The sequence below is a fragment of the Rhodospirillaceae bacterium genome, from assembly GCA_028819475.1.
Classification (GTDB): domain Bacteria; phylum Pseudomonadota; class Alphaproteobacteria; order Bin65; family Bin65; genus Bin65.
In genome coordinates, this window is the sequence record JAPPLJ010000038.1 from 1 (window position 1) to 26,157 (window position 26,157).

Annotated in this window: 17 protein-coding genes and 1 tRNA gene; 13 read left to right on the forward strand and 5 right to left on the reverse strand. The window is 68.5% G+C overall.

Features of this window, described 5'->3' with window-relative positions; translation table 11 throughout:
* Positions 1 to 110: 110 nt before the first annotated feature.
* From OXM58_11995 to OXM58_12015, 5 genes are all read left to right on the forward strand, one after another.
* Positions 111 to 413 carry an integration host factor subunit alpha gene (locus tag OXM58_11995; protein ID MDE0149083.1) on the forward strand — a complete coding sequence of 101 codons (303 nt, stop codon included), beginning with the start codon at positions 111 to 113 and terminating at the stop codon, positions 411 to 413.
* Between the two features lie 49 nt (positions 414 to 462).
* The gene (locus OXM58_12000; GenBank protein MDE0149084.1) at positions 463 to 1,122 is read left to right on the forward strand and encodes a MerR family transcriptional regulator; all 660 of its coding nucleotides are present in this window, start codon (positions 463 to 465) and stop codon (positions 1,120 to 1,122) included.
* An 81-nt stretch (positions 1,123 to 1,203) separates the two neighbouring features.
* A tRNA-Pro gene (locus OXM58_12005) sits at positions 1,204 to 1,280 on the forward strand.
* Between the two features lie 377 nt (positions 1,281 to 1,657).
* A complete protein-coding gene (locus OXM58_12010; protein MDE0149085.1) occupies positions 1,658 to 1,888 on the forward strand; it encodes an acyl carrier protein in 231 nt (76 codons plus the stop codon).
* A 226-nt stretch (positions 1,889 to 2,114) separates the two neighbouring features.
* Positions 2,115 to 3,014 (forward strand): alpha/beta hydrolase, encoded by a 900-nt coding sequence (locus OXM58_12015; protein MDE0149086.1) that lies wholly within the window; start codon positions 2,115 to 2,117, stop codon positions 3,012 to 3,014.
* 45 nt (positions 3,015 to 3,059) lie between these two features.
* Here OXM58_12015 and OXM58_12020 read toward each other — a convergent pair whose 3' ends face one another.
* Positions 3,060 to 13,334, reverse strand: a complete 10,275-nt coding sequence (locus OXM58_12020; GenBank protein MDE0149087.1) for an SDR family NAD(P)-dependent oxidoreductase — start codon at positions 13,332 to 13,334, stop codon at positions 3,060 to 3,062.
* Positions 13,335 to 13,337: 3 nt separating this feature from the next.
* Positions 13,338 to 13,445, reverse strand: coding sequence for a beta-ketoacyl synthase N-terminal-like domain-containing protein (locus OXM58_12025; GenBank protein MDE0149088.1), 108 nt, complete (start codon positions 13,443 to 13,445; stop codon positions 13,338 to 13,340).
* A 589-nt stretch (positions 13,446 to 14,034) separates the two neighbouring features.
* Here OXM58_12025 and OXM58_12030 point away from each other — a divergent pair.
* Positions 14,035 to 14,790, forward strand: coding sequence for an aspartate/glutamate racemase family protein (locus OXM58_12030; GenBank protein MDE0149089.1), 756 nt, complete (start codon positions 14,035 to 14,037; stop codon positions 14,788 to 14,790).
* Between the two features lie 42 nt (positions 14,791 to 14,832).
* On the opposite strand, the gene OXM58_12035 is transcribed toward OXM58_12030, so the two are convergent.
* Positions 14,833 to 15,294, reverse strand: a complete 462-nt coding sequence (locus OXM58_12035) for a DUF3237 domain-containing protein (protein MDE0149090.1) — start codon at positions 15,292 to 15,294, stop codon at positions 14,833 to 14,835.
* Between the two features lie 268 nt (positions 15,295 to 15,562).
* Here OXM58_12035 and OXM58_12040 point away from each other — a divergent pair, with 268 nt between their 5' ends.
* From OXM58_12040 to OXM58_12060, 5 genes are read left to right on the forward strand one after another with little or no spacing between them, the layout of a single operon-like run.
* Positions 15,563 to 17,974 (forward strand): xanthine dehydrogenase family protein molybdopterin-binding subunit, encoded by a 2,412-nt coding sequence (locus OXM58_12040; GenBank protein MDE0149091.1) that lies wholly within the window; start codon positions 15,563 to 15,565, stop codon positions 17,972 to 17,974.
* On the forward strand, positions 17,971 to 18,843 hold the full coding sequence (locus OXM58_12045) for an FAD binding domain-containing protein (GenBank protein MDE0149092.1): 873 nt from the start codon (positions 17,971 to 17,973) through the stop codon (positions 18,841 to 18,843). Before OXM58_12040 ends, OXM58_12045 begins: the two co-directional genes overlap by 4 nt.
* Positions 18,837 to 19,325 carry a (2Fe-2S)-binding protein gene (locus tag OXM58_12050; GenBank protein MDE0149093.1) on the forward strand — a complete coding sequence of 163 codons (489 nt, stop codon included), beginning with the start codon at positions 18,837 to 18,839 and terminating at the stop codon, positions 19,323 to 19,325. Before OXM58_12045 ends, OXM58_12050 begins: the two co-directional genes overlap by 7 nt.
* Positions 19,322 to 20,890 (forward strand): AMP-binding protein, encoded by a 1,569-nt coding sequence (locus OXM58_12055; protein MDE0149094.1) that lies wholly within the window; start codon positions 19,322 to 19,324, stop codon positions 20,888 to 20,890. Before OXM58_12050 ends, OXM58_12055 begins: the two co-directional genes overlap by 4 nt.
* Before the next feature lie 21 nt (positions 20,891 to 20,911).
* The gene (locus OXM58_12060) at positions 20,912 to 21,724 is read left to right on the forward strand and encodes an enoyl-CoA hydratase/isomerase family protein (protein ID MDE0149095.1); all 813 of its coding nucleotides are present in this window, start codon (positions 20,912 to 20,914) and stop codon (positions 21,722 to 21,724) included.
* Between the two features lie 364 nt (positions 21,725 to 22,088).
* Here the strand turns inward: OXM58_12060 and OXM58_12065 are convergent, their stop codons facing one another.
* Positions 22,089 to 22,919, reverse strand: coding sequence for a methyltransferase domain-containing protein (locus OXM58_12065; GenBank protein ID MDE0149096.1), 831 nt, complete (start codon positions 22,917 to 22,919; stop codon positions 22,089 to 22,091).
* Positions 22,920 to 22,999: 80 nt separating this feature from the next.
* Positions 23,000 to 23,878: an SDR family oxidoreductase gene (locus tag OXM58_12070; protein ID MDE0149097.1), complete on the reverse strand. Its 879-nt coding sequence runs from the start codon at positions 23,876 to 23,878 to the stop codon at positions 23,000 to 23,002.
* Positions 23,879 to 24,226: 348 nt separating this feature from the next.
* On the opposite strand from OXM58_12070, the gene OXM58_12075 reads away from it, so the two are divergent.
* Positions 24,227 to 25,237, forward strand: coding sequence for an ABC transporter substrate-binding protein (locus OXM58_12075; protein MDE0149098.1), 1,011 nt, complete (start codon positions 24,227 to 24,229; stop codon positions 25,235 to 25,237).
* A 43-nt stretch (positions 25,238 to 25,280) separates the two neighbouring features.
* Positions 25,281 to 26,147 carry an ABC transporter permease gene (locus tag OXM58_12080; GenBank protein ID MDE0149099.1) on the forward strand — a complete coding sequence of 289 codons (867 nt, stop codon included), beginning with the start codon at positions 25,281 to 25,283 and terminating at the stop codon, positions 26,145 to 26,147.
* The last annotated feature ends 10 nt before the right edge of the window (positions 26,148 to 26,157 follow it).

Genomic DNA, 26,157 nt, shown 5'->3' on the forward strand with positions numbered 1-26,157 from the left:
CCGCATCCCGAACGCCAATCCCTCGCGTAATCGACGCCTATCAGGGAATCGAGGTTCTTGACGGTCCCGAAGGTTGGCGGCTAAATCTGTCGGCTGTTGGGGAGGCGGCAATGGCAGCAAACACGATAACGCGGGCCGATCTCGGCGAGGCGGTCTACGAGGAGATCGGGCTGTCGCGCAACGATTCGGCGAAACTGGTCGAATCGGTGCTTGCAGAAGTATGCGATGCGCTGGTCGGCGGCGAGAATGTCAAGATTTCATCTTTTGGCAGTTTCATGTTGCGCAACAAGGGGGAGCGGACGGGCCGCAATCCGAAAACCGGCGAGGAAGTACCGATCTCGCCGCGGCGCGTCCTGGTTTTCCGGCCGTCGAATATTTTGAAAGAGCGCCTGAACCGGCCGGACAGCGACTAGCGCTGCAGCGCGGCGGGCGGACGGGCACCGCTGACAGGATAGAGCAACCATGGCGTCCTCGAACGACGATCCCGCGAATGCGAATCGAGGGATGAGCCGCCGCACCAAATCGGCGGACGCCTTTCGCACGATCAGCGAAGTTTCCGGCGAAGTCGGCGTGCCGCAGCATGTGCTTCGGTTCTGGGAGACCAAATTCAGCCAGATCAAACCCCTGAAGCGGGGCGGCGGGCGGCGCTATTACCGGCCCGAAGACATCGACCTGCTCAACCGGATCAGGGCCTGGCTGTACGATGACGGCTACACGATCAAGGGCGTCCAGAAACTCTTGCGCGAAGGCGGTACGGCCGCCTCTTCCGGGGCCGGCCGGGCGTCCGCCGCCGCGGAACGGGCGCAGGCCGGCGGAGACGGGCACGCACCGGCCGGGCCGGCGGCGCCGGAACGCACGCGCGCAGCGCCCGAACCTCCGGTGTTGCGCCGGCCGGAAGCGGCGCCGGAAGGCGTCGCGGCCGGAGAGGCCGGAGCGGGCGGTTCGGCCGCTGCGCCGGTCGGAGAGGCGCCCCGCGCCGCCGATGCGGCCGTCGCCGGTCCCGATCCCGAAGCGCCGGAGTCGGCGGACCGGATCTCCCTTGAGCGGGCCAGCCTGGCCAGCCTGATCGACGGTCTGGAAGAGGTCCGCGACCGGCTGCGCGGTCCGCCGCCGGAGCCGTAGGCCGGCAGCGCCGATCGGGCGGACGGGCGGCGCGGAGCCGCGTTGTAACCGCACCCGCCCTGTTCTATTTTCCACACCGGCCGGAGCGTGGCGCAGCCAGGTAGCGCGTCTGACTGGGGGTCAGAAGGTCGTGGGTTCGAATCCCGCCGCTCCGACCATTCACCGGAGAACAGCAGACAGACGGGCTATCGGCGAAGCCCGGCCCGAGATCGCCGCCAGGCAGAGGAAGCCGCGCGCAGCCGGGATGTTGGCGATTTCGCCGCACCGCACCCGACCCGGCCGCTCGACCGCCCGGCGCTTCCGGGCGCCGGCCCGGTTCGGCTGGACATGGCGCTTCGAGGCGGTCTCCGGATGCGTCCGCTCGCCCGGGAAACGGCCTCGTCGATTGCCGCTCGTCCGCCATGTTCCATCACGAGGTGGGGATTGAATGTCAAATTCTCCGATTGCTCGAAACCCCTACACATCGAGGAAATTCCTGCGACAAACCCCGGTGCAGAATAAGTCTGCATTCGATCGTCATCGGGAGTAAAATTACATGTCAGCTACACAAGACCGTGTCAGAGCGCTTTTCCGCGAGCATCTGGATGCCGACCGCGATCCGGATTTCGGCGTCGGATTGGGCGATTCGGGGATATCGTCGATGGACGCCGTCAAATTCGTCAAAGCGTGTGGAGAGGCGTTCGGCGTGGAGATGCGCGCCGAAGACGTTGCGGACTTCCAGACTTTGGGCGACGTCGTCACATATCTGGATGCCAATGCCGGTTGATTGTTCCGGGCTAGGACATAGCCCGGAGTAATCCATACCGATCAAGCCGAGGGCCCTGATTTCCGGGGTCCTCGGCGCGTCGGGGGGACAGAGGCACCCCGGAAACGGCCGGTGTCGCAGAGGCGCCGGACGCTTCCGACAGGCTGCCACGACGCAGCGGTCCTTGCGTCGTGTCTTCCGTTCCCCGGCGGGACGATGAATTCGGGGATCGTACGGGAGCACAACCGTGACCTCAGAGACGGTCTGGGAAATCCCCGAGCCTATTTCCGTGTGCGAGGTCCGACTCCACGACGGGTCGGTCACCTCCGTGCGCCGTCACGGAAATCCATCCGGCCTCCGGCTCGTTCTGAGCCACGGCAACGGCCTTGCGATCGATCTCTACTACCCCTTCTGGTCACTGTTTCTCGATGACTTCGATGTGATGGTCTTCGACATCCGAAACCACGGCTGGAACACCGTCGGCGTTCGGCAAAACCACAATATTCCCATTCTGATGCATGACCATGATCTCATCCTCGAGGCCGTTTTCGGTCGATACGGGGAAAAGACCACTGTCGGCGTGTTCCACTCCATATCCGCCCTGATTTCGCTTCTGTCGTTCTCCAGGCGCTTTTCGGCGCAAATTCTTTTCGATCCGCCCCTTTGCAAGCCGACGGCGAACGAGGCGGAGTTCGATGCGGCCGTCGAGCGGCAGGCGGGACTGGTCCGGCGGCGCGGACATCGGTTCGAGTCGCAGGAGGAGTATGCCGAGTTCCTGGCCTACATGCGGGGGTTCAGGCGCGTCGTGCCCGGGGTGCGCGAGCTCATGGCCCGCACCACGCTTCGCCGATCCCCGGACGGGGACGGTTTCGAGCTCCGATGTCCTCGCGAGTATGAGGCGCAGATTGTGGACTATGTCCGGAGCTTCTCGCCGCTCATGGACCTGGAGGAGCTTTCCTGCCCGACGAAGGTCATCGGCGCCGATCCGACGCTGCCGAGCACCTACCTGCCGGCGTTCGACCTGAGCAAGATGATGACCGTGGACTACGATTTCCTGCCCGAGTCGACCCACTTTCTCCAACTCGAGCAGCCGGCAGTATGCGCTGCTCTGCTTCGGGATTTTCTCGCGAGCAACCGGTTTTTGTAGGGCCGCCGGCGCGCAAGCCCGGATATGGGCATGCCCGCCGCGCGATTACGTCTTCAGTGAACCGACCCAATAGCGCCGGCGCTCGAACGGGTAGCCGGGCACGGGGATGCGGCACCGCGTCTCTCCCGCAAAGAGCCCGGCAAACGCGACCGGGAGCCCCGCCTCGTAGGCGCGGGCCACCGCCTCCACGAAGCCGGCATCGCCGTCCGGCGCGGAGCCGTTTCCGCCGGTCGCCCCGGGACCCGGCAGCACGACCGGTCGGCCGGCGCCGTTCCCGGCCTCCCCGGCGCCGCCCGCGGACTTCGGCCAGTGCGAGGCGATCGTCGGGCCGACCGAGCCGCGGGGGCCGATCTCCACGACCGCCCCCACCTCCCGGTCCGCCAGCGTCCGGATGCACGGCCCGTACGCGGCAGGCTCATGCAGATGCCGAAGCCCGCAAGCCGTTTCGAGCACCTCTTCGGACCTCAACGCCCGGCCTGTGACGCCGCTGACGAGAGCAATGGTCGGCGGCCTGAACGCTATTCCCGCGAGCGCCGCATCGAGACCGTCTTCCGAGGCGGCGGCTTTCGCCGCTTCCCGCGCCACGGCAAGGCGAATTCCCTGTTCGAGATCCAGCACCCCGGCCGCATGGGCCGCGGCGAGTTCCCCGGCGCCGAACCCGACAACCGCGCTGGGCCGGACTCCGACGCTCGACCACAGCGCGGTAAGCGCACACTGGAGCGCATAGAGCGCCGGGCCGTCGAGCGCTTGCTCCGGGCCGGATTCGCCGGACATCCGGTCGAGCAGCGACGCGCCCCCTTCCGCGCGAAGGGCCGCGTCGCAGCGGTCGAAGAGCGCCTTCGCCACCGGCTCGCTACGATAGAGGGCCTCTGCCGCGGCAGCCGCACCTTCACCGTCGCCGGGATACACGAACGCCGTCTTCGGCGGCTCGCAACCGCCAGGTCCGTTCGACCTGTCGGCGAGAGCGCTCAAGCCCGCCCGGAGCGACGCCGCATCGTCAAAGACGACGCCGGCGCGGTGGGCGAAGTGGCTGCGGCCGATTCCGGCCGTCCACGCCATGTCGGCGAGCAACGAGTCTACCGCGGACCGGCCGTTCGCCGCCGCTCCGTTGCGCTCGTCGAGCCACGAGAGGTACCGCCCGGCAAGCGTTCGCAAGGCGCCGTCCGACTTGCCCGAAAGCGGCAGGAGCCGAACCGCGCGCGGGCCGTGCGCTTCCGGCACCGGCGCCTGGTCCGGGCCGGGATCGGGAAGAGCAATTGCGACCGCGCCCGGAGCCCCTTCCGGGGCCGCCGCATCGGCGGATCGATCGGCGCCGTTCGGTGCCGCATATCCCTCCACCACGAGGTGCGCGTTCGCGCCGGAGATCCCGAAAGCGCTCACCGCCGCGCGGGGCGGCCGGCCGCCGTCGACCGGCCAGTCCGTCGGTTCCGAGGTCACCCGAACCGGAAGCCGGTCCCAGTCCAGGTGCGGATTCGGTGCGTCGAAGTGCAGGTGTTTCGGGATCACGCCGCGGCGCATCGCGAGCACGACCTTGATGATCCCCGCGACGCCCGCCGCTGCCTCGAGATGACCGATGTTCGTCTTGACCGTGCCGATCAACAGCGGGCGGGCAGGGTCCCGCCCCTCGCCGTAGACCGCTGCCGCCGCCTGCACCTCGATGGGGTCTCCGAGTTCCGAGGCGGTGCCGTGCGCCTCGAGATAATCCACTTCGGCAGGAGCGATCCCGGCCCGGGACAGGGCGTCCTCGATCACCGCCTCCTGGGCCGGCCCGTTCGGTACCGTCATGCCCGCGCTCGCACCGTTGTGGTTCACGGCCGTTCCGCGGACGACCGCCCAGATGGGGTCGCCATCCGCCTCGGCGTCGGCGAGCCGCTTGAGGACGACGATGCCGCAGCCCTCGCCGCGCACATAACCGTCCGCGGCCGCATCGAAGGCCCTGCATTGTCCGGTCGAAGACAGCAAGCCGACTTCGACGAAGAATTTCGTAATCACGGGGGACAGGATCGCGTTGACTCCGCCCGCGAGTGCGAGGTTCACCTCGCCGCGGTGCAACGCCGCGACGGCCTCGTGCACCGCGGCAAGCGACGAGGCGCAGGTCATGTCGAAGGGGATCGCCGGACCCATGAGCCCCAGCGCGAAGGCGACCCGCCCGGCGGCCACGCTCCCCGCGGTCTCGAGGACCGCCATGTCCTCCCCGCTCCTGGCGATCACCTCCCGGTACTCGGAGCCGCTGATCCCGACATACACACCCGTGCGGCTGCCTTCGAGCCCGCCGGGGTCGATTCCCGCGTCCTCGAGCGCCAGCCAGCTCGTTTCGAGCAGCATCCGTTGCTGCGGGTCGACGGTCCGCGCCTCGATCGGCCGGATCCCGAAGAACCGTGCATCGAACTCGTCGATGCCCGAGACGAAACCGCCGCGCCGGAACGCGGCATTGTCGAAACCGGGGTCTCCGCCGGGCCCGGGTCCGGCACCGGAGTCGGGCCGTCTGTCCGCGATCGCGTCGACGCCGGCCTCGAGCTGATTCCAGAAAGCGGCGAGACCGGTAGCGCCGGGGAACCGGCAAGCCATGCCGACGATCGCGATCCCGTCGCGTTCGGCGGCGCGATTGTCCGCACGGGACGACGGCAGCGGCCGCCGGTCGGGCCTTCTGCGCCGCGGCTGCGCGGCCGGCCGCGCATCCGTCTCAGGCGCACCGCCCGCGCCGAGGTCTCCGAGCTCGCCGTCCAGGAAACGCGCGAGGGCGGCCGTGTGGGGATAGTCGAACATCACCGTGTTCGACGCGGTATAGACTCCGTCCAATCCCCGGTTCAGGCGGTTGCGGAGTTCTACCGCCATCAGCGAATCCATCCCGAGATCGAAGAATCTCGCGGTCGGGGATGGCGGCGACGACAAACGCAGCACCGCCTGCAACTCCTCCCGGAGGAAGGAGGCGAGCACGTCTTCCCGTTCCCCGGCGGGCGCCGCCCGGAGCCGGGACAGGAGATCGTTTTCCGGAGCGGCGGCCGCAGGTTCGGCCTCGGCCGAGGTCCGGGTCAGGAGATCTTCCAGGAGCGCCGGGCTCGCGCCGAAGCTCTCGGCATAGACCGACCAGTCGACCGCCGTCACCGCCCCGGCCGTGAGATCCTGCGACACGAGCTGATCGAAGGCCCGCAAGCCCTGCTGCGGCGTGACCCAGCGTACGCCGCGGGCCGCGAGATGCTCCTCGATCCGGTCCCGCTGCTCTTCCGCCTCGCCGACTCCCGACCACGCGCCCCAGGCGATGGCCTGACCCGGCAGCCCCTGGGCGCGCCGGTGGGCGGCGAGCCGGTCGAGATACGCGTTGGCGGAGGCGTGGTTCGCCTGGCCCGCCGATCCGAGGATCCCCACCACGCTTGAGAAGAGGATGAAGAGATCCAGATCGCGGTCCTCGGTCGCCCGGTGCAGGTGCCAGGCGCCCAGTATCTTCGGCCACAGGACCTGTTCGAACCGCTCCCAGCTCTGGTTCCCGAGCGCGCCGTCCGACAGCACGCCCACGCTGTGGATCACCCCGGCGAGCGGAGGAAGCTCGGCATCCATCCGCGCAAGCATCGCATCCACCGCCGCGCCGTCCGTCATGTCGGCAAGCTCGACGCGAACCGTGACGCCGCGCGCTTCGAGCGCGCGTATCGCGTCCTCGACGGCGGGATCGGGGGGACGGCGCCCGTTCAGCACGATCGTTTTCGCGCCCCGGTCCGCGAGCTGGCCGGCCACTGCGCAGCCGATCCCGCCCAAGCCCCCGGTGACGAGATAGGTCCGGTCCTCCCGCAGCCGGCCCTTTGTGAGCGGCGGCATGGTGAGGACGATCTTTCCGATATGCCGCGCCGAGCGCATGAACGCCATCGCCGGCGCCGCCTCGGCGAGCGGCCAACTGCTGCGCGGCAGCGGGGACAGCTCTCCTGCGGCGAGCCGGCCCATCACGCTCCCCAGCGCCGCACCCGGCCGGGCGGGATCGGATTCCTTGAGAACGTCCAGCCGCAATACCGAGTAGGCCACGTCCGGGCGGGTCTCAGACATCGCCGCCTCGCTCCAGATGTCCCGCGCGCCAAGCTCGACGAAGCGGCCGTCGGGCGCGAGACATTCGAGACTCGCTTCGATGAAGCCCGGCCCGGTCAGGCTGTTCAGCACGACGTGGACGCCCGCGCCGGCGGTCGCATCGAGAATCTCCTTGCCGAAGGCGGTCTGCCGGCTGTCGAACACCTGCGAGATACCGAGCGATCGGAGATAGGCCTGCTTGGACGCGCTCGCCGTCGCGATCACTTCCGCGCCGGCGGCGTGGGCCAGCTGGATCGCCGCGAGCCCGACCCCGCCGGCTGCGGCGTGGATCAACACCCGCTCGCCGGCCTTCAGCCCGGCCAGATCGAACGCGAGCGCCGCGGTGGTGAAGGCCACCGGAACGGTCGCCAGCGCCGCCGCCGGCATCCGCTCCGGTGCCGGCGCCACGAGCTCGCCCCGGGTCACGACTTCCGGTCCGAACGCGCCGAACGCAAGGCCGACCACCCGGTCGCCGACCGCGACGTCCGCGACCTCCGGTCCCGCCTCGACGATCCGGCCGCACATCTCGCGGCCGAGCAATCCGGTATCGAGCGCTCCGGTCGCCCGTAGCACGTCGCGGAAATTGAGACCCGCCGCCTCGACCGCCACCCGAACCTCTCCGGGCTCAAGCCCGTCCGATGGCGCCGTCTCCACCCGCAGGCCGTCCAGTGATCCGCCCTCGTCGGGCGCAAGCCGCCAGCCGGCGTCGTCCGGGAACGCGATACGCGGCGTTGCGGACCCGGTCCGGACGAGGCGCGCGACATGCCGCCTGCCGCGCCGGAAGGCGATGTGGTTCTCCGAACCGGGGAACAGCAGCTCCTCGGCAAGTTCCGACCGCTGCGCTGTGTCTTCGGGGTCGAGATCGATCATCCGCGCCCCGAGCTGCAGCGCTTCTCTCGCCACTGCCTTGCCGAAGCCCCACAGCGCCGCCCCGGCGATCTCGCCGTCGCGTTCGCGCTCCAGCGACTGGGCGCCCCGGGTGACGAGCCACAGGCCCTTCGCGGGCGTAGCGCCTGCGTCCAGAACTCCCTGGACGAGCGAAAGAGCGCTCGTGACTGCCTTTTTCACGTCGTGCGCGACCTGTTCGGTCGTGGCCGTTGCGCCGCGCCCGTCGAGCGCCGCGAGATGGACAATGCCGTGGAGGGGCGCATCGCCGGGCAGCCCCTCGACGAGCGAACGCCAGGATTCCCGGCGTTCCGTCTGGACGAACGACCTGAAGACGCCGGCCCCGGTGACCGGCGCCGCGTCTGCCGCCTCGTCCTCTCCCGTGATCACCACGGTCTGATTCCGGGCCGCAAGCGCCGCAGCGAGTTCCTCGCCGACACCGTCGCGATCCGGCGCCACGATCCAGACGCCGCGGGGAAGGGCGACCTCCTCCGGGCCTCGCGCCACGATGATTCCCGGACCGAGCGGCCGCCCGTCGTCGAAAGTGTCGACCCCCAGCACCTCCGTCTCCGCGAAACCCGCATCCGAGAATGCCCGGCGCCAGGTCTCGGGAGCCGCGAGCGCGTGGTCCGGCCGGTAGCTGTCGGCGAAGCGCCACCAGCCGTCCAGCATCCCGAAGGTGAGATCCTGGAGGTGCCGGCCGCGTATGAGTTCGAGAGCCAGGAGCTGGCCCCGGGGCGCAAGCAGAGACCGGCAGTGGGCCAGCGTCTCCCCGAGGTCCCGGGTGGTGTGGAGCACGTTCGCCGCGACGACCAGGTCGTAGCCGTGAGGGTCGAAACCCTGCGCCGCCGGATCCGTCTCGATATCGAGCGCCCGATACTCGATTGGCGCCCCGCTCGCCGCGAAGCGCGATTCCGCCTCGGCAAAGAATCCCGCCGATATGTCGGTAAACATGTAGTCGAAACGCCCTTCCGGAAGCTCCGACAGGATCGGCTCGGTCGCCGATCCGGTGCCCGCCCCGACCTCCAGCACCCGCAGGCGCCGGCCTTCCGGCAGAGCCTCGACGGCGGCCCGGACCGCGTCGGCCAGCATCCGGTTCGCGGCGCGGGCGGCCGGCGCGGTGCGATAGAGGTCTGCCGCGCTCGTCCCGTCGCTGCCGAAGAGCAGCGAGAGCGGATCCGTTTGGTCTTGCAAGACCTCGGCGAGGGCGCTGCCGCACCGCTCGAGGAGTCCGAGTTCGTTCGAGCCATGCGGGTGCCGGGCGCGCAACTGCTCCGCCAGGCGCTCCGGATCGCCGAGGCTCGCGTCCGGCAGCGCGTCCCCGGACCCGACGGCGACGGTGAGCCCGCTATCCGGTTCGCGCTTCAGTATCCCTGCCCCGGCCAGAATTCCGAGCAGCCGGCCGAACAGCCGCCGGTGTTGCGGCACGACGCCAAGTTCGCCGCAAAGGGCCTCCGCCTCGACGGCCGCACCCGCGCTGCGCCGCCAGCCCAGCCGGTCGAGCGCCGCGAGCACATAGGCGACGCCAAGCCGGTCCAGGTCCCCGAGCAGGGCGGCCCGCTCTTCGGGCCGGACATCCTCGGCCGCGAGATAGTCGGGGAACGATCCCGTCCGGGCGCCGATCGATTCCGGGCCTTCGAGAAATTGTGCCGACTGAAGCCCGCCGGACAGGGGCTGTTCCCGCCAGACGACTTCGTACAGGAGATCCTTGAGCGCGTGCGACGCCGAGAGCATGGCGGTGCGCGTTGCCCGCTTCATCGTGAACCCGTCCACGCCGCCGATCGGCGCGCCGGCCGGGTCGAAGAGGCTCAGATCGGCCTTGACGATTTCCGGAGAGTCGTCCGCGTGCTCGTCAGAATAGCCGCTTCGGGCGGCCTCGCGCATGCGGACATGGCAGAAGATCCGTTCGGGCGGCGGCCCCGCCAGCCACAGCCGGTCCCAGCCGAAGGGCATGTAGGTGGATTTCCCCGCGACGCGGGCCTGGTCGCGCGCCGCGAGCACGGTCTGAAAGCAGCCGTCGAGCAGGATCGGGTGCAGGTCGAGTCCGCCCCCGTCCAGGCAGTCCGGGAGCGCGACCTCACCAACCGCCTCGCCGTGGCCGGACCACACGGCCTGAAGGGGCCGAAACGCGGGCCCGAGCACCACCCTGGTGCTCACCTTGTTGCGGTAGAGCGAGGGGACGTCTCCGGGCGTCAGCTCCGCGATGAGGCCTTCGAGGTCGACCCGTTCCCCGCCTTCCGGCCGCGCCCCGCCCGGCGACATCCGGCCTTCGAGGTGCAGGGTCCAGCCGTCCTCGCCGCCGCGGCTGAACACCTCGAAGCGACGCGGCGACGCGCCGTCGGCGCCGTCGAACACGATCTGGAGTTTCCGCCCGCTTTCGCCCGCTTCGTCTTCGGAACCTTCCAGAGGGATGATCATCGGGCTGTGCAGCTGGCAATCCTCCAGGACGACCGAGCGGGCGCGCTCGCCCCACAGCACCGTCGCCGCCATCGTGGCGAACATCGCGCCCGGCACCACGACCTGGCCGAACACCAGATGGTCTTTCACCCAAGGCGGGTCGGAGACGAATATCTCCGTCTCGAACGCGGCCTCCCCGCGCGGCGATTCGTGCCGCACACCCAGCAAGGGATGGCCTGTGCTCGGGCGCCGCCGCTTCGGGGCCTCGACCCAGTGGCGCTGGCGCTGGAACGGATAGCCCGGCAACTGGATGCGGCAGCGTTCCTCGCCGGCGAACAGCCCTTCGAAGGCGATCGGAAAGCCCGCCCCGTACGCGCCGGCGACCGCCGCCACAAAGGCGTCGCCCCCGGCCGGCTCCGGCGAGGATTCGGACGGCCGGCGAAGACTGGCCAGGGCGATCGGCGCGCCGGCGCCGCCGCGCGCCGATTCCGGCCAGCTCAGCGTGGCCATCGGACCGAGCACCGCGTGCGGGCCGATCTCGACGAGCGCATCGACGCCGATCTCCGCCAGCGTCTCGACGCAGGCCCGGAACGCGACCGGCTCGCGGGCCTGGCGCCGCCAGTATGCAGCGTCGAGCGTCTCGCCCGGTTCGACCGTACGGCCGGTCAGGTTGCTCACGAATGTCAGCGACGGCGGCGAGAAGGACATCGTCGACAGCACCGCTTCCAGATCGTCCAGCGCGGGCTCGACCATGGCGCTGTGGTATGCGGGGCTCTTTCGCAGCCGCGCGACCCGGATGTCCTGCGCTTCGAAGCGCTCGAGGATTGCCGCGATCTCCGCCGCCGGACCGCTGATCACCTGGTGCGCGCCGTTGTCTGCGGCGATGCACAGGCCGATCCCCTTCCCGGACGCGTTGTGCTGCTCCAGGGCGGCCGCCACGTCGGCGGCCGGTGCGAACACGGCCGCCATCGCGCCTTCGCCCGGCAAGGCGCCGATCAGTGCGCCCCGCGCCGCGGCGAATCGCAGACCGTCCTCCAGGCTGAACACGCCGGCGGTGCGCGCGGCGGCAATCTCTCCGAGGCTGTGGCCGAACACGACATCCGGCCGGATGCCGATGCCGGACCACAGCGCCGTCAGCGCGCATTCAAGCGCATAGATCGCGGGCTGCTTCCATTCCGGATCGTCCAGGTCTCCCGTGGCGCCGGGCTTGCCGAACATCACGTCGAGCAGCGAGCCGTTCCGCTCTTTCCTGAGCAGGGCGTCGCAGCGGTCGAGAACGGCGCGTACCGCCGGCTCGGTCTCGTAGAGATCCGCGCCCATGCCGACCCACTGGCTCGCCTGGCCGGTATAGGCGAACGCGACTTGCGCCGGCGCCGTCGCGGCAGGCCATTCGCCGCCCTCGGCGCGTGTCCGCAAGCCGGCGCGAAGGTCTTCGGCGTTGCGAAACGTTACGGCGTCGCGATGGCCGAAATGGCTGCGCCCGACACCTGCCGTCCACGCCATGTCGGCGAGCCGGGCACCGTTCCCGTCCTCCGCGTCGAGCCACGAGAGATACCGGCCCGCAAGGTCCCCGAGCGCCGCGTCCGACTTCCCGGAAAGCGGCAGGATCCGAAGCTCGCGCGGGCCGAGCCCTTCGGCCGGCGGAATGTCTTCAATGTGATCGGGCAGGGAAGCGGACACAGAGGCGGACACAGAGGCGGACACGGGGGTCGGCGCGCCGGACGGCCACGGCGTCGCGCCGTTCGCGGCCTCGTCTGCGCCGTTTCCGTACCCTTCCACGATGACGTGGGAGTTGGTTCCCGAGAAGCCGAACGAACTGACGCCGGCCAGCGGCCCGCGGCCGGACGCGGCCGGCCAGTCCGTCTCCGCCACGGTGATCTGTACCGGAAAGCTGTCCCAATCGATCTGCGGGTTCGGTGTCCGGAAGTTGAGATGTTTCGGGATCGTGCCCCGGCGCATCGAAAGCAGGACCTTGATGAGGCCCGCGGCCCCCGCCGCGGCCGCCAGATGGCCGATGTTGGTCTTCACCGAGCCGACGAGCAGCGGCCGGTCCGCCGTGCGCCCCCTGCCGTAGACCGATCCCGCTGCGGCCAGCTCGGTCGGGTCGCCCAGCTTGGTTCCGGTCCCGTGCGCTTCCAGATAGTCCACCTGCGCGGGCGGAATACCGGCCCGCGCCAGCGCCGCCTCGATCACATGCGCCTGGGTGAGGGCCCGCGGGGCGGGCAGTCCCGGGCGTTCCCCGTCCTGGTTTATGGCCGACCCGCGGATTATCCCCCAGATCCGGTCGCCGGCCGCCTCCGCCTCGCTCAGACGCTTGAGAACCAGCATGCCACAGCCTTCGCTGCGCACGAACCCGTCCGCGCGTTCGTCGAAGGTCCAGCACTGGCCGGTGGGCGACAGCATGCCGGCGTTCGCGAAAGCTTCCGTGGTCGTGGGCGACAGGATCACGCAAACCCCGCCGGTCAGCGCGATATCCGCCTCGCCGCGCTGGAGGCCCGCCACGGCCTGATGGACCGCGACCAGCGCCGAGGAGCAGGCGGTGTCCACGGCGATCGACGGGCCCTCGAGGCCGAGCGCGAAGGAAACGCGCCCGGTCGCGGTGCTGAAACGGTTGCCCGTCACCAGATAGAGCGGCGTGTCGGGCCCGACCGATCCGCCTTCGTCGCGAACGATTTCCTGATATTCGTAACTGCCAATTCCCGCATAGACTCCGGTGCGGCTGCCGACCAGGCGGTCCGGGCTGATCCCCGCGTCCTCCAGAGCCTCCCAGCTCAACTCCAGCAGCAGCCGCTGCTGCGGGTCGAGCGACTGCGCCTCCAGCGGCGAGATACGGAAGAACGCCTCGTCGAACCGGTCGATGTCGGAAAGGAAGGCGCCGTAACGGCTGGCGTCGTGCACGGCCACGTCATCGGGAAACATTTCGCTCACCCGATCGTCGCCCGGGCCGGGCGAACCGTGGGTCACGGCGTTGCCGCCGGACGCCAGCAAGCTCTAGAAGGCGTCCAGATTCTCCGCTCCGGGAAACCGGCACGCCATGCCCACGACGGCGATCGGATCGTCGCCCCGCCCGTCGCCCCGCCCGTCGCCCTCCGGGGTCATGGGGTGGGTGCCGGAGACAGGGGCCCCGTCCTGACGATGAGATTTTGCCCGCTTCGACATCGAAGGTCCCTTTCGCGAATTCGGCGCGCCTCCGGCCCGTCCGCCATAATCTCTCGCCCGCGCGCCCATTTCCATCCCAATTCGCTCCCCATTCACTCCTCATTCGCTAGGGGCGCGGATCGGAAAACTGCGCGGCACGCGTGCCGGCCGCGCCGGCGAAGATACTGCCCCGGCCGCCGCCGAACGGTCCTTTGTCCGCCGCAGCTTGCGCGGGCCGGGTGCGCTAGCATGCAATCCGATCGAAGGAAACTCGGAACTCGCCTCCGGACATCATTTACGGCCGGACGATTGCCGTCGCCGAACGTCCAGCCGATGAAACCGGCCGGATGCCGCAATGCATGGCGTGTGGCAATATGCGGAGAGCCGGCGCCGGGTGCTGCCCGGCGGACGCGCTCCACAAAGAGAGGTCCGGTCCCTCCCGCCGCGGCGACCGGCAGGTGGCGCTGGACACTGTGCGGTTTGTAACCTCTTATCCCCGGGAATCGTTGCAACGCCGCGCCGGACCGGCGGGATCGGAAGGGAAAACGCCATGCGGCTAGACCGCGTCGATCATCCGACCGTCTACGGCACCCGGGCCAAGATCGGCGTCATTGTGCCGCCGGCCAACACCGCTAACGAGGCGGAGTGGGCCCGCATGACGCCGCCGGGCGTGACGATCCATGCGGCGCGCATGCCGCTGCATCTCGATACGGTGAGCGAAGCCGGCAAGGCGGCGCTCCATGCCGACCTTGCGCGCTACGCCGGCGACCTGGCGCTGGCCAGCGTCGATCTGATCGCCTACGGCTGCACGGCCGGCTCCCTCGTCAACCCTGTCGAATCCCTGGCCGACTTCATGGCCGAGCGCACCGGCCGGCCGGCGGTGACGACCGCGCAGGCGCTGGTCGAGGCCATGCGCGCCCTCGGCGCGACGAAGATTGCGCTCGGCACGCCCTACGACGCATCGCTCAACGCCCACGAGGTGCGGTTCCTGGCCGACCACGGCATCGCCGTCGTCCACGAGGAAGGCTTCGGCTACGGCGCCGGCGGGCCGCAGGAGCACCGCAACATCGCGCGCATCCGGCCTGAGGAGGTATATGCCCTGGCCCGGCGCGTCGACCGGGCGGAGGCCGAGGCGATCCTGCTGTCCTGCACCGATCTTGCGACCCTGGACGTGATCGAACGGCTGGAAGCCGAGTGCGGCAAACCGGTGGTCAGCAGCAATACGGCGACCTTCTGGTTCGCCCTGCGCCGTGCCGGGATCGGCGATCGTCTGGACGGCTTCGGCCGCCTGCTGAGGGAACACTGAGGACCGCCGCCGCCGATCCCGGCCCGCGCGGCTGCGTCTCGATCACTCGACGGCGAAGAGTGTAATCCGAACCGAGGACTCTTGCCGCGCTCCCGTGCCGACGAACAGCATGCGGTTGACCCAGGCGTATCCGGCATCGCCGGTTTCGAGCCGGGCATGGGTGCGCATGTAGTAGCTGTCGGGCGGGACGTCCTCGCCGGCAGCGAGGCGCTCGATGACCTCCGCGGGCCCGTGGCGAAAGCCGTAGTTGACGATTTCGATCAGGGCCCCGTCGTCCGTTTCCATCGCGTACCGGGTGTCGAGCTCGGCGGTCCCGTCGGCGAATATCGTCTGCCAGTCCGCGCCGAGATTGAGGAGGCGTCCCGATATCCCGGGCCCGGTTACGCGGCCGCCGACGATCGGGATGATGCGCCGCCGCCCGGCGCGGCCCGCGCCCATCTCGCGGACCGGTCCCAGTTCGACGGCAATGTCGCAGAAGTGGCGCAGCCTGGGTACGGGGAGCATGTCTCCGCCCTTCAAAGGATCACGGGGGTCCCGCATGTACCCGCGATCCGGATGTGCAGAAATCGGGCAAATTGTGTCGCGGCGCCCCGTCCGGTCTGATAGGAACGGCGCTCGGGGATCCGGCCCGAACGGCACGCAGATCGGAAAATCGGGGCATGACAGGCAACAGGCTGCCAGCGCGCGCGACGGCCGGCGGCGCGACCGCGCAGTTCCCGGCCGGTTTCTGCAAGTGCCGGACGGCCGGTCGCGGACCGTCCCCCGCCGCGCGATGACCGTCGTCGGCCGCTGGGTCGGGGCTCCGGTCCCGCGCAAGGAGGACGAGGCTCTTCTCACCGGCCGCGCGCGCTTCATTGACGACATGGAGCCGGTACCGGGGATCCGCCACGCGGCGCTCCTGCGCTCGCCGCACGCCCACGCCGAAATCCTGTCGATAGACGTTTCGAGAGCGGAGGCGCACCCGGGCGTTTACGGCGTCCTCACCGGCGCCGACATCGCCGCGGCGACCGGACCGATCCCGAGTGCCGTCCGGGTGCCGATCGACTATTACCCGATGGCGGCCGGCAAGGTGCGCTATGCCGGCGAGCCGGTCGCGCTGGTCGCGGCCGAAGACCGGTATGTCGCCGAGGATGCGCTCGAACTGATCGAGGTCGAATACCGGCCGCTGCCCCCGGTCATCGATCCGAAGGCGGCCATGAACGACGATTCGCCGTTGCTGCACGAGGCGGTCGGTTCGAACGTCGCGCACCATCGCACCTTCCGCTACGGCGACCCGGAGACCGCGTTCGAGGAAGCCGACCGCGTCGTCCGGCTGGACTGGACCTTCCCGCGCTATTCCTCGACTCCGGTGGAAACCTACGGCGCGGTCGCGCAGTTCGAGCCTGCGCCCGACCGCTACACGATCTGGTCCAATTTCCAGGGACCGTTCATCCTGCACGCGCTGATGTGCGACGCGCTCGATGTGCCGGGAAACCGGCTGCGCCTGATCACCGCTCCGCAGAGCGGCGGCAGCTTCGGAATCAAACAGGGGATATTTCCATACCTGGTGTTGCTGGCGGCGGCGAGCCGCCTTCTGGGCATGCCGCTCAAATGGATCGAGGACCGGCTGGAGCACCTGGTGGGTTCCTCATCGGCGTCGAACCGCGAAGATGCGGTCGAAGCGGCGTTCAGGGACGACGGCACCCTGACCGGCCTCCGGTTCTTCAACACGGTCGATGTCGGCGCCTATATCCGCGCGCCGGAGCCGGCCTCCGTCTACCGCATGCACAGCGCGTCCAACGGCGCTTACGGCGTCGGCAACATATCCGTCGAAAACCGGCTGGTGACGACGAACCGCCTGCCGATCGGTCTCAACCGCGGCTATGGCGGCCCGCAGTTCTTCTTCGCGCTGGAACGGGCGATGGAGGCCGGCGCGCGGGCGCTCGGACTCGATATCGCCGAGATCAGGCGGCGCAACTTTATCCCGAAAGACGCCTTTCCCTATCGCGCGCCGGCCGGATCGCTCTACGACGCCGGCGACTACGAAGCCGGCCTCGACAAGGCGCTCGACCTCGCGGACTACGCTTCGTTGCGCGACGAGCGCGACCGGGCGCGGGAGGAGGGCCGGCTGTTCGGCATCGGCATGGCGGCGGCGGTCGAGCCGTCCGGTTCCAACATGGCCTATGTGACGCTTGCCCAGACGCCGGAGGAACGCGCCCGCGCCGGCGGCCGGTCCGGCGGTCTCGGGACCTGCACGATTTCGATCGATCCGTCCGGCTCGGTGACGGTGAAGACGGTCTCGACGCCGGCCGGGCAGGGGCATGCCACGGTCGCCGCCCAGATCGTGGCCGACGCGCTCGGGCTCACGCCGGACGACATCGACGTGGTGACCGAGGTTGACACACTGACCAGCGCGTGGTCGCTCGCCTCCGGCAACTACGCGAACCGGTTTTCGTCGGTGGTGATCGGCGCCATCGGCGATGCCGCGCGCCGGGTCGCCGACAAGGTCCGGGCAATCGCCGCCGAAGACCTGGAGGTGGCGGCGGAAGATATCGAACTGGCCGACGGCGCCGCCCGCATTGTCGGCGTGCCGGAAAAATCCCTCCCGTTCCGCCGCGTCGCCGCCAAGACCCACTGGCACCCCGCCGGCCTGCCCGAGGGCATGGCGCCCGGTATCTTCGAGACCGTGATCGTGTCGCCGCCCGAGCTTGGACCGCCGGATGACCGGGACCGGGTGGCTTCGGCCGTGACCTTCGGATTCATCTGCGATCTGGCGGCGGTGGAGATCGATCCCGGCACCGGAAAGGTCGACGTGAAGACATACGTCTCGGTCCACGACGTCGGGAACGTCCTCAATCCTCTGATCGTAGAAGGCCAGATCGTCGGAGGGTTCGCTCACGGCGTCGGCGGCGCGCTGCTGGAAGAGATGGTCTACGACACCGACGGGAATCCGCTCTCGGGCACCCTTGCCGACTATCTCTGCGTGACCGCGCCGGAGATGCCCCGCCTCATCGTCGGCCACGTCGGCACACCATCCCCCCACACGGCGCTCGGTTCCAAGGGGATGGGCGACGGCTGTTCGATGCTGGCGCCCGTGGCGATCGCGAACGCCGTTGCCGACGCGCTCGGACGCGAGGACATCGATCCGCCCTTCACCCTCAACAGGGTCTGGGAGCTCGTCGCGGAAGGCGGAGGCGCCGGGTGAAACCCGCACCGTTCGAATACTGCCGGGCCGATACGCTCGACGAGGCGCTGGACCTGATGGCCGAGTTCGGTTCCGACGCCGCGGTCCTGGCCGGCGGGATGTCGCTCGGCCCGATGCTCAACATGCGGCTGGCGCGGCCCGCCGCCATCGTCGACGTCAACCCCGTCGAAGAATTGTCCGGTATCCGGCTTCTGGACGATTCGGTCGAAACCGGGGCGCTTTGCCGGCAGGCCGACGCGCTCGATTCCGCGCTCGTCCGCGATGAGGTGCCGCTTCTTTCCCAGGCGTTGCCGTTCGTCGGGCATTTCCAGACCCGGAACCGGGGAACCCTGGGCGGCTCGGTCTGCCACGCCGATCCAAGCGCCGAGATCCCGTTGGCCCTGGCAGCGCTCGGCGGCGACGTGATCCTCCGGCAAAGGGGCGGGATGCGCGCCGTCGCCGCGACCGACTTCTTCGACGGAATTTTCACCACCATCCGCGAGCCCGACGAACTCGTGACCGCGCTTCGCTGGCCGCGGAGCAACCCGAAGACCGGCTATGCCTTCGACGAGATCGCCCAGAGGCACGGAGACTTCGCCATCGGGGCGGCAGCTGCCGTCGCGACCGTTGCTCCGGACGGCAACCTTGCCGCGTTGTCGCTCGGCCTCGGCGGCATAGAGGACCGCCCGGTGCTGGCCGACCTTGCCGGTTTTGTCGGCGCGCCCGCGACGGCCCGAACGGCGTCCGAGGCGGCGGCGCTGGCTGCCGACCGGGCCGATCCGATGGAAGACCCCAGGGCAAGCGCAGCCTATCGGCGCCAGCTCGTTCGAGTCCTGGGCGCCCGCGTCCTCGAACGGGCCTTCGAAAGAGCGGGTGCGCGGCAATGCTGAGGATAGAGCCGGGCGCCCGGCATCGCGTCACCGTTACGGTCAACGGCCGTCGCTACAGCGGCTTCGCCGAAGCGCGGACCCTATTGAGCGATTTTCTGCGCCACGAGCTGAAGCTGTTCGGCACCCATGTCGGCTGTGAGCACGGGGTCTGCGGCGCCTGCACCGTCACCATCGGCGGCCGCGCGGCGCGTTCCTGCCTGCACTTCGCGGTGCAGGCAGACTGTGCCGAGATCGGCACCGTTGAAGGGCTCGCCACGGACGGGGTACTAAGCCCGCTGCAGGAGGCGTTCCGCCGCCGTCACGCGCTGCAATGCGGCTTCTGCACGCCGGGCATCCTGATCTCGGCGACGCAGTTCCTGGAAACCAACCCGGACCCGACCGAAGACGAGGTGCGCGAAATGCTGTCCGGCCATATCTGCCGCTGCACCGGCTACGAGGGCATCGTTCGCGCAATTCTGGACGTCGCGGGAGACGCGTCGTGACCGCCATACCGCTCGGTACGGTTTTCGCGCGTGCCGTTGCGCGGGACCCCGGCGCGCTTGCCGTGGTCGATGGCCCGGTCCGGATGACCTACGCAGAGTGGAACGACGAGATCGCCCGCGTCGCCGCCGGGCTGACGGGGTTGGGGATCGATGCCGGGGACGCGGTCGCCGCGGTGTTGTCCAACCGGGTCGAGACGGCGACGCTTTTCTGGGCCTGCCAGCGGATCGGCGCGGCCTTCGTCCCGTTCAACTGGCGGGGCAGCGGGGACGATTTCGCCTATGTGATCGAGAATTGCGAGGCGAAGGTCTTCGTCTACGAGCCGCGCTCCGAAGCCTCGGCCGTCGAAGCGCTGCGCGCGACCGGGTTCCCGGAAGACCGCCGTGTCCGCGTCGGCGGAGCGGCGGGGGAGGGCGCGGCCTTCGAGGATCTTGCAGGCGCGCCCGGCGGAATCGCGCCTCGTCCGGCCGATCCGGCGTCGACCTGCCTGATGCTCTACACTTCGGGGACTACCGGCCGTCCGAAGGGCGTGCCGCGGACGCACAACGCCGAGCGCAACGCGACGTTCAACTGCGTCGCGCAGCTCCACTACCGCTACGGGGAAGTGCAGCTCGGCGTGATGCCGCTGTTCCACACCATGGGCGTGCGCGCGCTGGAGATGGCGGCGGCACTCAACGGCGCCTTCGTCTGCATGCCCGCCTTCGACGCGGGCGATGCGATCGGGCTGATCGAGACGGAACGCATCGAGGCGCTGTTCCTGGTGCCGACGATGTTCCACGACATGGTCCATCATCCCGGCATCGCGGCCGCCGACCTCTCTTCGGTCCGTCACATCGGATTCGCCGGGACGTCGATGACCTCGGCGCTCACCAGGACCTGCGCCGAAATCTTCCAGCCCGAGGTTTTCGTCAATTTCTACGGGTCGTCGGAGATCTACTCCTTCGCCGTCTGCGACCATGTGGTCGATAAACCGGGCTGCGCCGGGCGCGCGGCGACCGGCCAGGAGTTGCGCGTCGTCTTCGCCGACCCGGACTGCAGGAGCGGGCCCGACGAGATCCTGCCCCGGGGCGAGATCGGCGAAGTCATCGCGCCGATGGCGTGCCTGGACGCCTTCGCGGGCTACTGGAAACGGCCCGACGCCGACGCCAAAGCGATCCGCGGCGGCTGGTATTTCACCGGCGACCTCGGCTATTTCGACGAGGACGGCGAACTGTTTCTCGTCGGCCGGGTCGACGACATGATCATCTCGGGCGGCGAGAACATCCATCCCGAAGAGGTCGAGGACGCGCTCGACGCCCTGCCGCTCGTCCGCCAGGCGGCGGTGATCGGGATACCCGACGACCGCATGGGCCAGAAGGTCGTCGCCTTCGTCGAGCCGGCCTCGTCGGAGGCAAGCGCCGAGCGCCTCGACGCCGCCTGCCTCGCCGGCGATCTCGCCCGGTTCAAGCGGCCGCGCGCCTATGTTTTCGTCGAGAGCATTCCGCGCTCGGCCTCGGGCAAGCTGCTGCGCCGCCTGCTGCGCGACGGGGCGTACACGGTTCTGCCGGATTTCGACAGCACCCTTTAGCCAGGGACGGAAGGAGAGACGATGGAAAGGGACTATGCCGAGCGGCGCGCGGAACGGCTGCGCGACCTCGATGGCGTGCGCGCCGAGATCGACGTCGACAAGCGGATCGGCCACGTCATCCTCGACCGGCCGCCGCTCAACATCGTGTCCTACCGCGCGCGCGGGCAGATCCGCGCCCTGCTCGAGGAGATGGACGAGGACGACGACATCGGCGTGATCTGCATCCGCGGCGCGGGCGGCGTGTTTACGTCGGGCGGCGACGTCAGGTCCTTTCCCTCGATCCCGAAGAACCGCATGTCCGATCTTGCCGACGACATAGGCACGCCGGAGCGCTGCCGGAAGCCGGTGATCGCCGCGCTGGAGAAATATTGCTTCGGGGTCGGGTTCGAGTTGGCGCTTGCCTGCGATTTCCGGCTCGCCACGAAGGACTGCCTGGTCGGTCTGCCCGAAAGTTCCATCGGCCAGATGCCGGGTTCCGGGGGCAGCGTGCGGGTAGCGCGCATCGCGGGCCTCACCCGCGCCATGGACATGGTAATGCTCGGCAAACGGATTCCTGCGGAGCAGGCCCTGGACTGGGGCCTTCTCACCGCAACCGCCGAGGATGCGGACGGGCTGACCGCGCTGGTGCACGATTATGCGGCGCGGCTCAACGCGCTCGCGCCGATCTCGATGCAGTCGCTCAAGCGCGTATTGAACAGCGCCTACGACACCAGCCTCAGAGTCGCGCTCGACGTCGAGGGCCATTCCTACGAGAAGATCCGCACCACCGAGGATTATTCGGAGGGCATCGCTGCCTTCGCCGAGCGGCGCAAACCGGTCTATCGAGGACGCTAGAGCCGGTCCGCTTCCATCGAAACCCCCGATGCGGCAGCGCGCCCTTCGACGAGCCGGAATTGCCGGGGCGGGCTCGAAGCCGGGCCCTGCGCTGCGCGATCCGCGCACAAGAGGGGCTTGACAGCCGAGAAAAGAACATTATATGAACAAATAATTCGCCCGGTCGACCGGCGCGGTGGTAAAAAAACACGGTAAATAGACCGGTCTGTTTTGCTTTTTGGACGAAGAGAAAATGGCGCATTTCCGGGAAAAACCGGAGCTGGAATTTTGATCAATCGTTCAATAAATCGGAATTGTCCCCGTTTCCGCGACGCCTGCTTCGGCAGGCCCGGAGCCCGCCGCTTCGGCCGGCGCCGGCTCGGATTCACCGGAATTCGGGCTTGCTCCCGCTGACCAGCGCCCCGCCCATACCGCCCGTTGCGATCAGTTCGACGAAGCGGGGATAGGCCCGGTAGAACCACGCGTCGCCCTGCGGCGCGCCGGCGGCGGCGGTTTCCTCACGCAGCGCCAGATACATGCGCAGCCGTTCCTTCAGGATTTCCGCCCATTCGGCGGACAGGTCGGTGAGGCGCACGTCTTCGAACCCTGCGTCCTCGAACGCTGCGACGTATTCTGCCGGGCTCACGCAGGAATTGAACATCAGCCCGCGGCGCAACAGGTCTCGATCCGCCGCCGCCAGGGGCGCCGGAACGGTGATGTCGGTCAGCGCCAGCCGTCCGCCGGGGCAAAGCGCGCGGAACGCCTCGGCCAGCGCGGCCGCCTTGTCGGGGACGTGCATGAACGCTTCCTGGCTGACCACGGCGTCGAACGCGGCATCGGGCAGCGGCGCGGCGGCGATCGAGCCTTCGAGCACCCGCACCCGGCCCGACAGGCCGACCGCTTCGTTCAGCGCCGCGGCGCCGGCCACGCGGTCGGGGCAAAGGTCGACGCCGGTGACGTCGACTCCCTTGCTGTGCGCATACCATCGCGCCGGGCCGCCGATACCGGCGCAAAAGTCCGCGATCTTCATTCCCGGCGACATGCCGACGGCTTCCGCCAGCCGCTCGTTGGCGGCGAGCCCGCCGTAGTGGTCCTGATCGTGCGGCCATAGCGCTTCCGGCGGATGCGGCCCCGGTCCGATCTTCAACAGGATATGCCGTGCCGAAATCGGATGGCGCGAATACATGGCGATCACGTCTGCGCGGGCATCGGTCATGGGAGGGGTCTCCAGCGCCGGACTACCGACCGGAACAACGGCATGGAGCTCCGGGATCCGGCGCGAGCCTGCGGCGCCGGTCAGACGACGTTGAAGTGATCCGGGACGCCGCCCGGCCAGGGATTTCCCCACATCTGGAATCCGCCGTCGATTATCAGCAGCTCGCCGGTGATGAAGTTCCCGCTGGACGCGGACAGATAGACGACGCCCTCGGCAATGTCCCACGGATCGCCGAGGCGGCGCAGGGGATTGGCATCGCGGAACCGGGCGCTCGCTTCCGGCGGATAGACCGCGAGCCCTTCGGTCGATATCGATCCCGGCGCGATACAGTTGACCCGGATGTCCAGCGGCGCCCATTCCACGGCCAGACTCCGCGTCAGCCCGATCACGCCGGCCCGCGCGGCGCAGGTGTGGGCGATCTGGGGCAGGCCGCGCGAAATCACCGCGACGATGCTGACGATGCTGCCCGGCATTTTCCGTTCGCGCCAGCGCCGGGCGGCGGCCTGCATCATGTACCAGGTCCCGTTCAGGTTGAGATCGATGACCGTCTGCCAACCCTTGTGGCTGTACTCGATCGCGTCCTGAAAGAACTGGCCGCCCGCATTGTTGACCAGGCTGTCGAGACGGCCGAATTTCGAGAATATCTCGTCCATGAGCCGCTCGACCGCCTCGGGTTCCCGGATCGACATCGGGACTGCGTGCACCGTGCCGCCGGCAGTTTCGGCGACCTCGTCCCGGGTCTCCTGCAGGACGTTTTCGCGCCGCCCGCAAATCACGACCTGGGCGCCGAGGCGGGCGAGAAGGAACGTCATCACGCGGCCCATGCCCGTGCCGCCGCCGGTGACCAGGAACACCTGGTCGGCCAAAAGGTCATCGCGGAAGACGGTCGGGCGCCCGGCCAGGACTTCGCCCGTTAGACGCCACTGTTCGCCTGCGTTGTCCGTCTGTGCATCCGACATTTTTCGGTCCAATTCCAACATCGTGCCGCGAGGGCGAACCCGGCCGCTGCCGGGCCGGCGCACCAAAAAACGAGTAACACGATCCTTCGCTGCAAAGCGATCAGCATTGCAACGATCCGGCGATCGTTCGGAGCCGAGGCGGCGGCGGTTTGCGGAAAGCCGATTGCCGGATAGCTGCGCACGCACGCTCTTGCGGCGTGCAATCGAAGTGTCACGGACAGGGCGGATTTTTTTCGTGCCGCGTTGCGTGAGTCCGACTAATGTATAATGTATATTATGGAATTCGGTCCGGAGACGCTCCACGATATTCGGGGCGGCGGCAGGACGATCCACAAGGGAGGGAACCCTATGTTTGCGAATTCGAACCATGCACCGTCACGGTGCCGGGGCTTTTTGAAGCTCGCTTCGGTAGCGCTTGCTGGCGCACTTCTGCTGGCCGGCAATCCGGCCGCTGCGCAGGACGCCAAACTGAAGAAGCTGACGCCGTTCAAGATGCTCATGGTGCCCTACTTCTCGCCCGAGCAGATCGCGAAGGATCAGGGGTTCTTCAAGAAGTACAATCTGGACGTCGAACTGGTGAAGCAGGTCGGCCAAGGGGTGCGCGGCATGCAGGCGATGATCGCCGGCCACGTGCCGACGGGCCAGGGATGGGGCGCACCGCCGACGATCCAGGCGCTGGCCGGCGGCGCAAAGATAACGACGGTGCTGGCCGGAATCATTTCGACGGATGGCGATTTCCGCCTCTATTCCCTGGCCGGCAGCGGGATCACGAGCGCCAAGGACCTGATCGGCAAGACGGTCGGAATCCACAATCCGGGTTCCTACGCAGACTATATCCTTGCCGGGTTCGTCAAGGGCGCAGGGCTCGATCTTGCGAAAGTGCGGCGTCTGACCGTGCCGCTTCCGTCGATGTGCCAGGCGCTGCTCTCCAAGCAGATCGATGCCGTCGCATTGTACAGCCTGTTCTACGTTGCCTGTACCCGGAAGAATCCCGGCAAGCTGCACCTGCTCGCCAAGGACAACGATGCTCTGCCGCCGTCGGCCAGACTGTATTCGGCTTACACCTTCACCACCGAGTACACCGAGAAAAATCCCGACATCGTCCGGGCGTTCGTCGCCGGAATGAAGGACGCGATGGCGTTCATCGACAAGAATCCGGAAGCGGCCACAAAGATCATCGCAAAGCGGACCGGCCTGCCCGAGAATCTCCTGTTGATTCCCAAGTTCGCCAAGGGCGGCTGTATCGATGCCGGGGCGGCGGCCGAGTGGATCAAGATTCTCACCGACCTGGACGTCATCAAGGCCGGAAGCGTCAAGCCGACCGGATGGTTCACCAACAAATTCAACCCGGGCTGCTGAAGCGCGTTTCCTGACAGGGGACCACGACTGCATCCGGCGGACGATGTCGCAGACCGGCGGCCGTCAGACGACCGAATTGAGCGTCGGGCAGACTCCCGGCGAATCGGGTTCGCGCGTCTGGCGGCCGCCGTTGCCGGGCTGGAAGAAGCCGTCCGGTCTGGCGGGCACGGTTCTGATCACCGGTCTGCCCATTTTTTCGATCTTTCTGCTGTGGGAAGTGGTGGCGCAACTCGGCTGGGTCGGCGTGACGCTGCTCGCGCCGCCGTCGAAGGCGCTGTCCGTCGCCGTTACGTATTTCACCAGCGGCGAGATATTTCCCCACCTCGCATCCAGCCTCGAGCGGGGCGGGATCGGCCTTGCGCTCGCCATCGCGGTCGGCATCCCGCTCGGCCTGATCATCGGCTTCGTCAAGTCGTTCTCCCGCGCCCTCAGCCCGGTAATCGAGTTTTTGCGGCAATTGCCGCCGCTTGCCATGTTGCCGGTGTTTCTGCTCTTCCTGGGTTTGGGTCTCCGGTCCCAGGTCGCGATCGTGCTCTGGGCTGCGCTCTGGCCGATTCTCCTGAATACCATCAGCGGCGCACAGAATGTCGATGTCAGGCTGGTCAAGGCGGCCCGCACGCTGGGCGCCGGGCGGCGCCATCTGTTTTTCAAGGTCGCCCTGCCTTCGGCCCTGCCGACGACGATGACGGGGATCAGGCTCGGCGCGTCCTACGCGTTCCTGGTCCTTGTCGCGGCAGAGATGATTGGCGCGGATTCCGGAATCGGCTATCTCATCCTGAACAATCAGTACATATTCAAGATACCCGAGATGTACGCGGCGATACTGATTCTGGCCGGGTTCGGCGTCGTGCTCAACTACAGCCTGCTCTGGCTCGAGAAATTGCTCATTCCCTGGAAGGGCCGCGGGTGACTTCGGTCGT